This window comes from Kineococcus aridisoli (assembly GCF_050871885.1).
In the GTDB taxonomy this organism is placed as follows: Bacteria; Actinomycetota; Actinomycetes; order Actinomycetales; family Kineococcaceae; genus Kineococcus.
In genome coordinates, this window is record NZ_JBJLSF010000116.1 from 1 (window position 1) to 13,262 (window position 13,262).

Here is a 13,262-nt window from a genome sequence, read left to right on the forward strand (position 1 = left end):
GGGAGCTCCCGGGGCGGCCGTCGTCGTCCGCGCCGCCACCGCGCCCCGCGGCCGCGCCGGACCCCGCCGGCCCGGCACGCCCGGACTACCCTGTCCCGGTGAGCGAGGACGCACCGCAGCTGCCCCTGCCCGAGCTGCTGGCCGCCGAGCTGCCCCCGCTCGCGGCTCCCGCCACCTTCGACGTCGACGCGCTGCACGCCTGGTTCGCGGGTGTGGACCCGGTGCGGCGCAGCCTGCGCAGCCCCGGGACGTGGCGCGCCTACGCCACCGACCTCAGCCACTTCGCGGCCTGGTGCGCCGGGCAGGACCTGCCCGCGCTGCCGGCGCAGGGCCGCACCGTCTCGGCGTACCTGAGCGCGCACGTGGAGCGGCTGTCGATCGCGACGCTGCAGCGGCGGCTGGCGGCGATCGCCGTGGCGCACGGGCTGATCGGCGTGCCCTCCCCCACCGACGGCGAGCACGTCGCGCTGGTCTGGCGCGGGCTGCGCCGCCGCCACGCCCCCGAGCGGCCCCCGCGGCGGGTGCAGGCGCTGGAGATCCGCGGGCTGGCGGCGCTCGTGGCGCCGCTGGAGGACACCGTCGTGGACCACCGCGACCGGGCGCTGCTCGTGCTCGGCTTCGCCGGTGCGCTGCGGCGCTCCGAGCTCAGCGCGCTGGACGTCGGCGACGTCGAGGTGCTCACCGACCGCCTGCGGGTGCTGGTGCGGGCGACGGGCGCGCAGGCGCAGCGTGTGGTCGACCTGCCGTGGGGCAGCCACCGCGAGACCTGCCCCGTGCGCTCGTGGCGCACGTGGCTGGCCGCGGCGCGGATCGAGGAGGGAGCGGCGTTCCGGCGCACGAGCAGGGGCGGGAGGTCGCTGCGCCCGGAGCGCCTGGGCGACCGCGGCGTGGCCGAGGTGGTCAAGCGGCGGGCGCTGGAGGCGGGGCTGGACCCCGCGACCTTCTCCGGTCACAGCCTGCGCGCCGGTTTCGTCACCACCGCGGTGCGGGCGGGGGTGCCGGGGGTGTCCATCTCGCGCCAGACCGGGCACCGCTCGGCGGCGGCGCTGGCCGCGTGCGTCCGCGAGGCCCGCCCGTTCCCGGGGAACCCCGCGGCGCACGTCGGGTTGTGACGGCCGCCGTCAGCGCCGCACCGGCTCCTCCGGCTGCAGCGCGGCGTCGGTCGCCCGGAAGTCCACCGAGCGGCCGGTGGCCCGCAGGACGACGAGGACGACCAGGCCCACGACCATCCACACCAGGCCGCCGACCTTCGCGTGGACGTCGGCGTTGACCAGGACGTACGCGATGATGGCGAACCCGACGGCGGGCACCACCAGGTGCAGCCCCCAGGTCCGCTGGCGCCGCCGCAGCAGGTGGTGCGAGACGACCGAGACGTGCAGCAGCAGGAACGAGGTCAGAGCGCCGAAGTTGCACAGCGAGGCCAGCAGGTTGATCTGCCCCACGAAGAACAGCCCGAGCAGCAGGCTGATCGCGGCGACCAGCAGGATCGCCCGCTGCGGCACCTTGCGGACCGGGTGCACGGCCCGCAGGAACTGCGGCAGCTGCCGGTCGCGGGCCATGGAGAACAGCAGCCGCGAGGTGGCCGACTGGGCCACCAGCGAGTTCGCCACGGCCGAGCCGATGGCGACGGCGAGCGCGATGACGACCTCCAGCCAGCCGCCGGCGATCGAGCGGCCGATGTCGTAGAAGGCGTTGTTGGAGGCGTCCGCGTCGGGGAAGGCGGTGATGCCGGGGACCAGCAGCGCCGCCAGCCAGGTCTGCAGGACGAAGAGCGCCGCGACGATGCACAGCGCGATCACGGTCGCCCGGCCCACGACGCGGTTGCCGCCGGTCGTCTCCTCCGACAGCGTGGAGATGGCGTCGAAGCCGAGGAAGGACAGGACCGCGACCGACAGCGCGCTGAAGACGAGCGGTGCGGAGAACTCGTCGGGGTTGTAGAACGGCTTCGCCGACCAGCTCGCCCCGCCCACGCCGTTGCTGATGGCGATGACCGCGAAGACGACGAAGACGGCGAGCACGACGAGCTGGGCGACGAGGAAGACGTTGTTGGCCCGGGCCGTGGTCTCGATGCCGCGCAGGTTGACGACCGTGTTCACCAGCACGAACGCGACGATCCACACCGGCTGCGGCACGGCCGGGAAGACGTTCGCCATCGCGTTGGCCCCGATGACGTACAGCAGCGTGGGGATCAGCAGGTAGTCCAGCAGGATGGCCCACCCGGCCAGGAAGCCGACGGGCGGGGAGATGCCGCGCCCCGCGTAGGCGTACACGGACCCGGCGACCGGGAAGGCCCGCGACATCTGCTGGTAGCTGACCGCCGTGAAGATCATGGCGACGAACCCGATGAGGTACGTGAGCGGCACCATGCCGTGCGAGGCGTCGAAGACGCCGCCGAAGATGGAGAACGGCGCGATGGGCACCATGAAGACGAGGCCGTAGACGAGCAGGTGGCGCAGCGACAGGCCGCGCTTGAGCTCCTGCCGGTACCCGTAGCGGGCGAGGTCGTCGGACATTCAGGCTCCTGGGCTCTGGGGTTCGGCGGGGGTGCCGGTGGAGGTGCCGGTGGAGGTGCCGGCGGGCGCGTCGGCGAGGAAGGCGGCGACGGTGTCCATGAACAGCTCGCGCTCCTCCACGTGCGGCATGTGGCTGGAGTCCTCGAAGCGCACCCAGCGGGCGCCGGGGATGCGCTCGACGTAGGGGGCGACGCACGCGTCGGTGGCCTCGTCGTGGCGGCCGTTGACGACGAGGGTGGGCACGGCGACGGCGGGCAGCCGGTCCTCGATCGTCCAGTCGCGCAGCGTCCCGACCACGTGGAACTCCGTCGGGCCGTTCATCGTGTGGTAGACGGTCGGGTCCTCGTCGATCCAGGCGAACGTGCGGGCCACCTCCGGGGGCATCGGCTGCACGCGGCAGACGTGGCGCGCGTAGAACTCCGCGGTGGCGGCGAGGTACTCCTGCGAGCCGGTCGTGCCGGCGGCCTCGTGCTCGTCGAGGGCGCGCCGGACGTCGGCGGGCAGCTGCTCGCGCAGCCGCCCGGCCTCGGCCACCCAGGTGCGCATCGAGGCCGGGGAGTTGGCGATGACGAGGTGGCGCAGCCCCGCGGGCCGGCGCACGGCGTGCTCGGCGGCGAGCATCCCGCCCCAGGACTGCCCCAGCAGGTCGTAGTCGTCGTCGATGCCGAGGGCGGCCAGGACGGCGTCGAGCTGGTCGAGGAAGAGCTGCGGAGTCCACGACTCGGCCGGGGCGTCCGGCAGGTGCTGCGAGCGCCCGCAGCCCAGCTGGTCGTAGTGGACGACGGGGGTGCCGCGACCGGCGAGGTCGGCGACGGCCAGGACGTAGTCCATGGTGCAGCCGGGCCCGCCGTGCAGGACGACCAGGGGGCGGGCACCGCCCAGCTCGCCGGAGGTGCGCACGGCGGTGCGGTGACCGCGGAAGTCGACGTCGAACTCGCGGACGGTCCAGGGCGGCGCGGCGTCCGGGGTCGCGGAGGCGGAGGTGGGCGGTGCGGTCATGGGGGTGCAGCGTGCCGGTGCAATGGTCAAAGGACAAGACCATTAACCAGAACGTAACGCGGGGCCGCGCGGAGCGGCCGGCGGCGGGCGGCAGGATGGCCCCGTGAGCGCGCGAGAGGTGGACCTGCCGCCCGCCCGTCCGCGCACCAGCGTGGAGGCCGTGGTGGACCGGCTCATCACGGCCATCGCCGTGCGCGACTTCGCGCCCGGCGAGCGCCTGCCGGCCCAGCGCGAGCTGGCGGCGCTGCTGGGGGTCAGCCGGCCGACGCTGCGGGCGGCGCTGGAGGAGCTGGCGCGCAGCGGGTTCGTGGCCACGCGCCGGGGACGGGCCGGCGGCACCTGGGTGCTCAACGGCCCCGACGAGGCCGCGCGGCGCGCGCAGGCGTCGGCGGTGACGCGCACGCTGCTGCCGAGCTGGTCGGAGCTGGAGGAGGCCTTCGACCTGCGCCGGCTGGTGGAGGCGACGATCGCGCGGACCGCGGCGCAGCGGCACACGGCGGCCGACGACGAGCGGTTGCGGGTGGCGCTGGCGGCCTACCGGACGGCCGGCGGGGACGCGGAGGCCTCGCGCAGCACGGACGCGGAGCTGCACGCGGCGCTCTGCGCCGCCGCGCACAACTCGCAGCTGACGGCGCTGAGCCGGCAGCTGCTGGCGAGGGTGAACCTGGGCCTGGTGTGGGAGCCGTTCACCCGGGCCGACTACGACCGGGCGCTGCCCCAGCACGTGGGCCTGGTGGAGGCGGTCCTGGCCTCCGACGCCGAGCGGGCGGCGGCGATCGCGCACGAGCACTTCGCCATCACCGAGGACCGCGTGCGGGCGGCGCTGCACGAGGTCGGGAGCTGACCGGGCCCGCGACGGCTTCGGTTGCCGCCCCCGGGCACCGGCCCTAGCGTGCCCTCAGCCCGGGCACCCGGGCCGAGGTCCCTCAAGCGATCCCGGGAGTCCCGTGCCCCGCACCGCCTCAGCCGCGCTCCTCCTCGTCCGCGGACGGGCGGCGGGTGCGGCGCTTGTGGGTGCCGTCGCAGAACGGGGCGCGGGCGCTGCGCCCGCAGCGGCACAGGGCCACCGTCCTGCGCCCGGGGTCGATCGGGCGACCGTCGCCGTCCAGCAGCAGGGCAGGTCCGCGCAGCAGCAGCGGCCCGGCGGGGCACACCGTGATGGTCACCTCCACGTCGTCGGCGGTGGCGGGGGCTTCGCGCGCGGCTGGTTCCACGCCGGGTACCTACCCAGCGGGCGACCCGCCACACCACCACCCGGGGAGGCCGCACGATGACCACCGACCTGACCACCGACCTGACCACCGACCCGACCACCGACCCGACCACCGACCCGACCACCGTCCCGACCGCGCCCGGGACCTGCGCGCTGCCGCCGCCGCGCGGGCCGCTGAGCGAGGCGCTCGGCGACGTCCTGCTCGGTGCACCCGGTGCTCCGGCGGCACCGGAGCTGCACCGGCTGGCCGCGGCCGCGTGCTCGGGCGACGTCCTCGCCGACGAGGACGTGCAGCTGTCGCTGACGCTGCTGTACGAGCTGCACTACCGCGGGATCTGCGGGGCGGCGGACGAGCTGGAGTGGGACCCGGGCCTGCTGGGGGTGCGCGCGCGGCTGGAGGCGGTGTTCGAGGCCGCGCTGCGCGAGCTGGTGGACGTGCCGGCGGTGGCGCCGCAGGAGGTCGCGCAGACGCTGTTCGCGATGGCCGCGGCCGACGGGGGCCCCGGCCTGTCCGGGCACCTGGCCCGCCGCGCCACCCTGGAGCACTACCGCGAGTTCCTCACCCACCGCTCGGTCTACCACCTCAAGGAGGCCGACCCGCACACCTGGGCGATCCCGCGGCTGGCCGGCGGCCCCAAGGCGGCGCTGGTGGAGATCCAGGCCGACGAGTACGGCGGTGGCCGCGCCGAGCGGGCGCACGCGGCGCTGTTCGCGCGCACGATGCGGGCGCTGGGCCTGGACGACACCTACGGCGCGCACCTGCCCCTGGTGCCGGCGCGCACGCTGGCGACGGTGAACGCGATGTCGCTGTTCGGGCTGCACCGGCGGTTGCGGGGGGCGATCGTGGGCCACCTGGCGATCTTCGAGATGACCTCCTCGCTGCCGAACAGGGCCTACGGCGACGGGCTGCGCCGCCTGGGCTTCGGGCGGGAGGCGACGTGGTTCTTCGACGAGCACGTCGAGGCGGACGCGGTGCACGAGCAGATCGCCGGCCGGGACCTGGCCGGCGCGCTGGTGCGGGGCGAGCCGCGGCTGGCCGGCGACGTGCTCTTCGGGGCCGCGGCGTGCCTGGCGCTGGAGGAGCTGGTGGCCGCCGACGTCCTGGACGCCTGGGGCGCGGGACGCAGCTCGCTGCTGGGCAGCGGGCAGCACACCGGGAGCTGAGCGTGCAGCGGCTGGCCGCCGAGTACGTCCTGCCGGTCCGCTGGGCGGACCGGCCCGCCGAGGAGGTCGACGAGCTCGGCCGCTACCTGCGCGAGCTGGCCGGGACCGTCGACGTCACGGTCGTCGACGGCTCGGCGGCGGCCGACTTCGCCCGGCACGCCGCGGCGTGGTCGGCGCCGGGGCTGCGGCACCTGCCGCCGGACCCCTGGCCGGGGCGCAACGGCAAGGTGCGCGGGGTGGTGACGGGGGTGCGCCGCGCCCGCCACGAGCACGTGGTGATCGCCGACGACGACGTGCGCTACCGCCCGCAGCAGCTGGCGGAGGTCGTGGCGCTGCTGGAGCGGGCGGACCTGGTGCGCCCGCAGAACGTGTTCGCGCCGCAACCGTGGCACGCGCGCTGGGACACGGCGCGCTCGCTGCTGAACCGGGCCTTCGGCGAGGACTGGCCCGGCACGTTCGGGGTGCGGCGCAGCACGTTCTGCGCCATGGGCGGCTACGACGGCGACGTCCTGTTCGAGAACCTGCAGATGGTGCGCACGGTGCGGGCCTCCGGCGGGCGCTGCACGACGGCCTGGGGCACCTACGTGCAGCGCCGCCCGCCGCAGGCGCGGCACTTCCTCGGCCAGCGGGTGCGGCAGGCCTACGACGACTTCGCCCAGCCGGGGCGCCTGCTCCTGGAGGCGTCCTGGTTGCCGGCGGCGCTGCTGGCGCTGACCCGCGGCCGGCGCGGGGCGGTGCTGGTGGCGGCGGGGCTGGCGGCCTCGGTGGTGGTGGCCGAGCGGGGCCGCCGCCGCGCCGGGGGCGCCGCGCACTACCCGGCGAGCGCCGCGCTGTGGGCGCCGGCGTGGGTGTGCGAGCGCGCGGTCTGCGTGTGGCTGGCGGTCGCCGCCCGCGCCCGGGGCGGAGTGCGCTACGCCGGCAGCCGCCAGCCGCACGCCGTCCGCGACCCGGGCGCGCGGCGGGAACCGCTCACCCCCGCGGTGCTCAGCCCCGCGGCTGGGCCGGGTTCGTCGGGTCGCCCTGCGACGGCGGGTTGATCGGCGGCGCGTTCGTGGTCGCGGGGCTCAGCGCCGGGCCGGTGGGCGCGGGCGCGTGCTCCGGCTGCGCACCGGCCGGGTTCCCGCCCGAGGGGGTGGCACCCGCGGCCAGCTCGTCGGCGCGCGCCCGCATGACGGTGAGCACGGGCTCGCGCGCGCCGTGCTGCTCCTCGTAGCTGATGAGGCCGGCCAGGGCGTCCGCGTCCAGGGTGCGGATGCGCGAGGTGAGCGAGGCCACCGGCAGGTGGTCGTAGTCGGGGATGGCGAGCTGGTCGCGCTCGGAGGTCATGGAGCTCCTCTGCGTCGGAGGCCGTCCGGCTCGGGGTTGAACCGCCTCCAACCCTAGGCGCGCACCCGAGGCGGGCAACCCGGTGCGGGGCGCGCCCGGGTCAGGCGCCTCATCGGGCGGCGGACGCCGCGACGGGCCCGCCGGCCTGCAACCAGGCGGCGAACCCGCCCTCGAGGTGGGTGGCGTCGGTGCGGCCGCCGGCCAGCAGGGCGTCGAGGGCGCGGGCCGAGCGGGTGCCGGCCGCGCAGTGCAGCACGACGCGGCCGGCGGGGACGCGGGCGGGGTCGGCGAGCAGGTCGGCCAGCGGCAGCAGCAGGGCGCCGGGGACGGCGCCGGCGGCGTGCTCGTCCGGTTCGCGCACGTCGACGAGCAGGGGCCCGGCGCCGGCGGCGCGCTCGGCGAGCAGCTCGGCGGCGGTGGTGGTGGGCAGCACCCGGGTGGACGCCGGCAGCGCGCAGGAGGGCTCCTCGCGCAGCTCGGTGACCGGGGCTCGGCGGGGGTCGGGGCGCAGCGGCACGCTGCGCCAGCTCATGGCCAGGGCGTCGTGCACGAGCAGGCGCCCCAGCAGCGGGGTGCCGGCGCCGGTGACGAGCTTGACGGCCTCGGTGCTCATCACGGAGGCCACGGCGGCGCAGACGCCGCCGAGGACCCCGGCCTCCCCGCAGGAGGGCACGGTGCCCGGCGGGGGCGCGGTGGGGAACAGGTCGCGGTACGTGGGCCCGTGCCCGTCGTGGAAGACGGCGACGTGGCCGTCGAAGCGCAGCACGGCGCCCCAGACCCAGGGGGTGCCGGTGAGGACGCACGCGTCGTTGACGAGGTAGCGGGTGGTGAAGGTGTCGGAGCCGTCGAGGACGAGGTCGTAGCCGGCGACGAGGTCGAGGGCGTTCTCGGCGCTCAGGCGCTCGCGGTGGCGCACCACGCGGATCGCGGGGTCCAGGCGCGCCACCGCGTCGGCGGCGCTGTCGACCTTGGGGCGGCCGACGTCGGCGCTGCCGTGCAGGACCTGGCGCTGGAGGTTGGACTCCTCCACGACGTCGTCGTCGACGACGCCGATCGTGCCGATCCCGGCCGCGGCCAGGTACAGCAGGGCGGGCGAGCCCAGCCCGCCGGCGCCGACGACGAGGACGCGCGCGGCGAGCAGGCGGCGCTGGCCCTCCTCGCCGATCTCCGGCAGCAGCAGGTGGCGCGAGTAGCGGCGGCGCTGCTGCTCGGTGAGCTGCGGTCCGGGGGCGACGAGGGGCTTCACGGGGTCAGCCTGCCCCCGGCCGCGGCGACGCGCTCGGGTGGGCTGTCCTGGCGCTCCAGCGCGGCGCGCAGCCGCCGCTCCCCGCGCTCCCGCTCCGCCTCGGGCAGCGCGGGGGGCACCGCGGCGGCGGCCGCCACGGCGGCGGGGGTGGTGTCGCCCAGGCGCTGCAGGGTGCGGGCGGTGGCCTCCAGGACGGCGAGGACCGCCGGGGTGCTGAGCGCGGGCAGGGTGCCGGCGGGGCCGTCCAGGGCGAGGCAGCCGGTGACGCGGGAGGTGGCTCCGGTGTCGTCGAGCAGGGGGACGGCGACGACGACGGCGTACTTGCCGCGCACGGCGCGCAGCTCCTGCTCGTCCAGGCCCTGGCGCTCCCCCGCCGCCTCGAGGGCGGCGACGTCGCGGGCGACGACCTCGCCGGTGGCCACGCAGGCGCCGATGACGCCCTTGCCGGGGGCCCAGCGCACGCCGGAGGCCACGGGGCGGCGGCGCGCGCGCACCCGGTGCACGCGCTCCAGCCGGGGTGCGCGCAGCCGGCCGCCGCGCAGCAGGTAGACGGCCAGGGCGAGGTCGCGCACGTCCAGCGGCCGGTCGGCGCCCGGGGCACCGGGCGCACCGGGCGCGGGAGCCGGCGCCGCGGCGGCGGTGCTGTCGACGACGGCCCACAGCGCGGCGGACAGGACGTCCTCGTGCAGGTCGCGGCGGCGGTCGCGGCGGCGGGTGAGGGCGCCGCCGACGGCGCGCACGCTCGTGGAGGCGACGGCGAGCACGGCGGTCAGGACCACGAGCGCGACGACCACGGGGCGGCCGGGCTGCCAGGCGCCGGCGCGCTCCAGGGCCAGACCGGCGGTGGCGGCGGCGGCGAGCGCGGCCACCGCCACCTCGAGCGCGGAGCGGGTGGCGGCGGTCACGGCGGCAGGGTACGGCGGGGGTGCGACGCGCTCCGGCACCGACGGGCGCGCCGGGCGGGGCACGGGTCCCGCCCGGCGCGCCCGGGTCGTGCGGGTCGTGCCGGTCGTGCCGGTCGCGCTCCGGTCAGTGCGCGATGACGGGCGCGGCGTCCGGGTCGTGCACCGGCACACCGCGCTCCAGCAGCATCCCGGCGGCCACGGCACCGGCGGCGAACAGGGCGGCCGACCACCAGAACGCCGTGTGGTAGCCGGCCAGCGCCGCCTGCACGACGTCGGCGGCGCCGGGGGCACCGGCGGACTCGGCCAGGCGGTCGGAGACCGCGCTGCCGGCGAGCGCCGACAGCAGGGCGGTGCCGATGGACCCGCCGATCTGCTGGGCGGTGTTGGCGGTGGCCGAGGCGACACCGGCGTCGGCGGCCCGCACGCCCAGCGTGGCGGTGGCCATCGCCGAGGAGAACAGGAAGCCCAGGCCGAGGCCGGTGACGACGAGGCCGGGCAGGACGACGGTGACGTAGGAGGACTCGGCGCCGATGCGCGTGAGCAGCACCATGCCCGCGGCGGCCAGCAGCATCCCGGTGGGCACCAGCGGCCTGGGGCCGACGCGCGGCAGCAGGGCGGAGCCGACGACGCCGGCGGCCACGGAGATCGCGGCGATCATCGGCAGGAAGCCGAGACCGGTCTGCACCGGGCTGTAGCCGAGGGTGCCGGTCAGGTAGTACGTCAGGAACAGGAAGATGCCGAACATGCCGGCGCCGGTGACGGCCATCGCCAGCAGCGAGCCGCCGCGGTTGCGGTCCACGACGACGCGCAGCGGCAGCAGCGGGTGCGCCACCCGGCTCTGCAGCAGGCAGAACGCGGCGAGCAGCAGGACGCCGGCGACCAGGAAGCCCCAGGTGCCGGGGGCGCTCCACCCGTCGACCTCGGCGTTGGCCAGGCCGTAGACGACGCCGACCAGGCCGAGGACGGCGGTGGCGACGCCCGGCCAGTCCAGCGGGGGCCGGTGGCCGGGCCGGCGGTGCTCCAGCAGCACCGCCCCGGCGGCGACGGCCACGACGGCGAGGACGACGTTGATGTACAGGCACCAGCGCCAGGACAGGTGCTCGGTGAGCAGCCCGCCCAGCAGCAGGCCGATGCCGCCGCCGGCGCCGGAGACGCCGCCGAAGATCCCGAAGGCCCTGGTGCGGGCGGCCGGTTCGGTGAAGGTCGTCGTCAGCAGCGACAGCGCGGCGGGGGCGAGCATGGCGCCGAAGGCGCCCTGCAGGGCGCGGGCGAGCACGAGGACGCCGAAGCCCTCCGCGGCGCCGCCGAGGGCGGAGGCGAGGGCGAAGCCGACGAGGCCGACGAGGAACATCGGCTTGCGCCCGACGACGTCGGACAGGCGCCCGCCCAGCAGCAGCAGGCTGCCGAAGGCCAGGGCGTAGGAGGTCACGACCCACTGGCGGTTCTCGTCGGAGAAGCCGAGGGCCTGCTGCGCGGTGGGCAGCGCGATGTTCACGATCGTCGCGTCGAGCACGACCATCAGCTGGGCCAGCGACAGGACCGCCAGGACGACCCACGGGGCGCGGGCGGCGGGGCCGGTCGCCGGGGTGGTGGCGCGCCCCTCGGGCGGGGTGCGCGGGTGCGGTGTCGCCGGAGCCAGCGGGGCCTGCGGGGCCGTCGGGGCCGGCTGCGGGGTGCGGGGCTCGACCGGGCGGGACGTCGGATCGGGCATGGGTGTTCGGTGCCTCCACTCAGCGGAGATGACTTCTCCGCTTCATCGGCAGCGTAGCAGCAGAAGTTGAGAGTCGACCTCCGTTTCCGGTTACGATGCCGGGGTGACGACGCAGCCGCCCACCGGCCCGGCCCCCGGGGGGCAGGCGCGCCCGCTGCGCCGCGACGCCGAGCTGAACCGCCGCCGGGTCCTGGAGTCGGCCCGCGCGGTCTTCGCCGAGCGCGGGCTGGCCGCGACGCTGGACGACGTGGCCCACCACGCCGGCCTGGGGGTGGGCACCGTCTACCGCCGCTTCGCCGACAAGGACGCCCTCGTGGAGGCCCTCTTCGAGGAGCGCATCCGCGAGCTGGTCGCCACCGCGCAGCGGGCCGCCGCCGACCCCGACCCCTGGAACGGGCTGGTCTCCTACCTGGAGAGCTCCACCCGGCGGATGGCGCAGGACCGCGGCCTGCGCGAGGCGGTGCTGCGCCCCGAGCGCGGCGGTTCCGGCGTCGCGCTGGCCCGCTCCGCCCTCGCCCCGCACCTGGAGGCGCTCGTGGCCCGCGCCCAGGACAGCGGCGACCTGCGCCCGGACGTCACCGCCACCGACCTGGTGACGATGCTCAAGGCCCTCCAGGTCGCCGTGGACCTCGGCGGCGAGGAGCACCCGCGGCACTGGCTGCGGCACTTCACCGTCCACCTGGACGGGCTGCGCGCGCACCGCTCGGAGCCCTCGCCGCTGCCGGTGCCCCCGCTCAGCCCCGAGGAGTTCGGCCGGGCGGTGCAGGCCGACCCGCGCGGGCGGTTCTGAGGCCCGCGGGCGACGGCTCGCGGCGGACCTCGGCGGCTCGGCTCGCACCCCGCCGCCCGCGGCGGGAGCATCGTCGCGTGACCCGACGCATCCTGCTGACCGGCGCGGCGGGCCGGGTGGCGCACCAGCTGCTGCCCGGTCTGGACGAGCACGAGCTGCGGCTGCTGGACCGCTCCGAGCCGCCGCCGCACGGCGACGCGCAGGTCCTCGTGGGCGAGCTGACCGACCGCGACCTGCTCGCGCGCGCCGTCGAGGGGATCGACACCGTCGTCCACCTCGCCGGGGACCCGAGCCCGAGCGCCACCTGGGACGAGCTGCGCGGCCCCAACGTCGACGGTTTCGCGGCGCTGCTGGGAGCGGCCGCCGAGCACGGCGTGCGCCGCGTGGTCTACGCCAGCTCCGTGCACGCGATGGGCCGCTACGAGAGCGACGGCGCGCTCCCGGTGCAGGCGCAGTGGGCACCGGCGCCGTGCTGCCTCTACGGAGCCACCAAGGCCTTCGACGAGGCCGTGGCGGGCGTGTTCGCCGACCGGCGCGGGCTGAGCACCGTCGGCCTGCGCCTGGGCGCCACCACGCCCGCGCCCGAGCAGCGCAGCCAGCTCTCCAGCTGGCTCGGGCCCGAGGACCTGCGCCGGCTGGTGAGCGGGGCCGTCGAGACCGACGTCGCGTTCGGGGTCTACCCGGGCACCTCGGCCAACACCCGCAGCCACTGGGACCTCAGCCGGGCGCGCGCCGACCTCGGCTACGAGCCGGTGCTGGACTCCGAGGCCTACGCCGACGACGTCGCCGACGACGGCAGCGACGTCACCACCTGCCGCGGGCAGTAGCGCCGGCGGGCGGCGCGACCGCGGGTCGCGGGTCGCGGGTCGCGCTCGCGGGTCACGGCCGCAGCGGTCCGGGGGCCACGGCCAGCCGCCCCGCGGCCAGCGGGGTCACCGGGGTGCCGGCGACGACCAGGTCGGCCCGCTCCCAGGGGCGCTGGTCCCGCAGGAAGCGCAGCTCCTCGGCCGCCCACTCGTGCCAGAACGCGGTCGCCCGCTCGAGGTCGCCGTTCACGCCCTCGGCCACGTCGCGGGCGATGCCCCGCCGCTCGGCCAGGGCGGCGTCCGACTGCACCCAGACCACCGCGTCGAGGAACGGGGCCAGCTCCCGCTGAGCGGCCCCGACACCCTCCAGGAGGACCAGCTCGCTGCCCGCGGGCACCTCGACGGCCCCCGGGCGTCCCCTGGCCTCCCACGCCGGGGGCCGGTAGCGCACCCCGGGGGGGGGGGGGGGGGGGGGGGGGGGGGGGGGGGGGGGGGGGGGGGGCCGGGCGGGGCGGGGCCGCCCCCCCGCGGCTGGCACGTCACCGGAGTCGACATCTCCCCCGTCGCTCTGGCCCGCGCCGCCCGCCTC

14 protein-coding genes are annotated in these 13,262 nt (G+C 77.2%); 6 read left to right on the plus strand and 8 right to left on the minus strand.

The features are described 5' to 3' along the window. Positions 1 to 98 precede the first annotated feature (98 nt). The gene (locus ACRYM2_RS21250; RefSeq protein WP_432524509.1) at positions 99 to 1,112 is read left to right on the plus strand and encodes a tyrosine-type recombinase/integrase; all 1,014 of its coding nucleotides are present in this window, start codon (positions 99 to 101) and stop codon (positions 1,110 to 1,112) included. A gap of 9 nt (positions 1,113 to 1,121) precedes the next feature. Here the strand turns inward: ACRYM2_RS21250 and ACRYM2_RS21255 are convergent, their stop codons facing one another. Together ACRYM2_RS21255 and ACRYM2_RS21260 are read right to left on the minus strand one after the other, a co-directional pair. Continuing rightward, positions 1,122 to 2,513: an APC family permease gene (locus tag ACRYM2_RS21255; RefSeq protein WP_432524511.1), complete on the minus strand. Its 1,392-nt coding sequence runs from the start codon at positions 2,511 to 2,513 to the stop codon at positions 1,122 to 1,124. Then, complete coding sequence (locus ACRYM2_RS21260) at positions 2,514 to 3,512, minus strand: proline iminopeptidase-family hydrolase (protein ID WP_432524512.1); 999 nt, start codon at positions 3,510 to 3,512, stop codon at positions 2,514 to 2,516. A 103-nt stretch (positions 3,513 to 3,615) separates the two neighbouring features. On the opposite strand from ACRYM2_RS21260, the gene ACRYM2_RS21265 reads away from it, so the two are divergent. Then, a complete protein-coding gene (locus tag ACRYM2_RS21265; protein ID WP_432524514.1) occupies positions 3,616 to 4,356 on the plus strand; it encodes a FadR/GntR family transcriptional regulator in 741 nt (246 codons plus the stop codon). A gap of 118 nt (positions 4,357 to 4,474) precedes the next feature. Here ACRYM2_RS21265 and ACRYM2_RS21270 read toward each other — a convergent pair whose 3' ends face one another. Then, the gene (locus tag ACRYM2_RS21270) at positions 4,475 to 4,726 is read right to left on the minus strand and encodes a CDGSH iron-sulfur domain-containing protein (RefSeq protein ID WP_432524515.1); all 252 of its coding nucleotides are present in this window, start codon (positions 4,724 to 4,726) and stop codon (positions 4,475 to 4,477) included. Between the two features lie 56 nt (positions 4,727 to 4,782). On the opposite strand from ACRYM2_RS21270, the gene ACRYM2_RS21275 reads away from it, so the two are divergent. After that, on the plus strand, positions 4,783 to 5,889 hold the full coding sequence (locus ACRYM2_RS21275) for an iron-containing redox enzyme family protein (protein WP_432524518.1): 1,107 nt from the start codon (positions 4,783 to 4,785) through the stop codon (positions 5,887 to 5,889). A 2-nt stretch (positions 5,890 to 5,891) separates the two neighbouring features. Then, positions 5,892 to 6,926 carry a glycosyltransferase family 2 protein gene (locus tag ACRYM2_RS21280; protein WP_432524519.1) on the plus strand — a complete coding sequence of 345 codons (1,035 nt, stop codon included), beginning with the start codon at positions 5,892 to 5,894 and terminating at the stop codon, positions 6,924 to 6,926. Here ACRYM2_RS21280 and ACRYM2_RS21285 read toward each other — a convergent pair. From ACRYM2_RS21285 to ACRYM2_RS21300, 4 genes are all read right to left on the minus strand, one after another. After that, on the minus strand, positions 6,874 to 7,215 hold the full coding sequence (locus ACRYM2_RS21285; protein ID WP_432524520.1) for a DUF8129 domain-containing protein: 342 nt from the start codon (positions 7,213 to 7,215) through the stop codon (positions 6,874 to 6,876). The genes ACRYM2_RS21280 and ACRYM2_RS21285 overlap by 53 nt on opposite strands. A gap of 109 nt (positions 7,216 to 7,324) precedes the next feature. Further along, a complete protein-coding gene (moeB, locus tag ACRYM2_RS21290) occupies positions 7,325 to 8,461 on the minus strand; it encodes a molybdopterin-synthase adenylyltransferase MoeB (protein WP_432524522.1) in 1,137 nt (378 codons plus the stop codon). Beyond that, positions 8,458 to 9,366, minus strand: a complete 909-nt coding sequence (locus ACRYM2_RS21295) for a hypothetical protein (protein ID WP_432524523.1) — start codon at positions 9,364 to 9,366, stop codon at positions 8,458 to 8,460. The genes moeB and ACRYM2_RS21295 overlap by 4 nt, the downstream gene beginning before the upstream one ends. 124 nt (positions 9,367 to 9,490) lie before the next feature. Further along, positions 9,491 to 11,077 (minus strand): MFS transporter, encoded by a 1,587-nt coding sequence (locus tag ACRYM2_RS21300; RefSeq protein WP_432524525.1) that lies wholly within the window; start codon positions 11,075 to 11,077, stop codon positions 9,491 to 9,493. 103 nt (positions 11,078 to 11,180) lie between these two features. Between ACRYM2_RS21300 and ACRYM2_RS21305 the strand changes: the two genes are divergently transcribed. Both ACRYM2_RS21305 and ACRYM2_RS21310 read left to right on the plus strand, forming a co-directional pair. After that, positions 11,181 to 11,867 carry a TetR/AcrR family transcriptional regulator gene (locus tag ACRYM2_RS21305; protein ID WP_432524527.1) on the plus strand — a complete coding sequence of 229 codons (687 nt, stop codon included), beginning with the start codon at positions 11,181 to 11,183 and terminating at the stop codon, positions 11,865 to 11,867. A 77-nt stretch (positions 11,868 to 11,944) separates the two neighbouring features. After that, the gene (locus ACRYM2_RS21310) at positions 11,945 to 12,694 is read left to right on the plus strand and encodes an NAD-dependent epimerase/dehydratase family protein (protein ID WP_432524528.1); all 750 of its coding nucleotides are present in this window, start codon (positions 11,945 to 11,947) and stop codon (positions 12,692 to 12,694) included. Between the two features lie 52 nt (positions 12,695 to 12,746). Here ACRYM2_RS21310 and ACRYM2_RS21315 read toward each other — a convergent pair whose 3' ends face one another. Next, positions 12,747 to 13,124: a hypothetical protein gene (locus ACRYM2_RS21315; RefSeq protein WP_432524531.1), complete on the minus strand. Its 378-nt coding sequence runs from the start codon at positions 13,122 to 13,124 to the stop codon at positions 12,747 to 12,749. Positions 13,125 to 13,262: the final 138 nt, after the last annotated feature.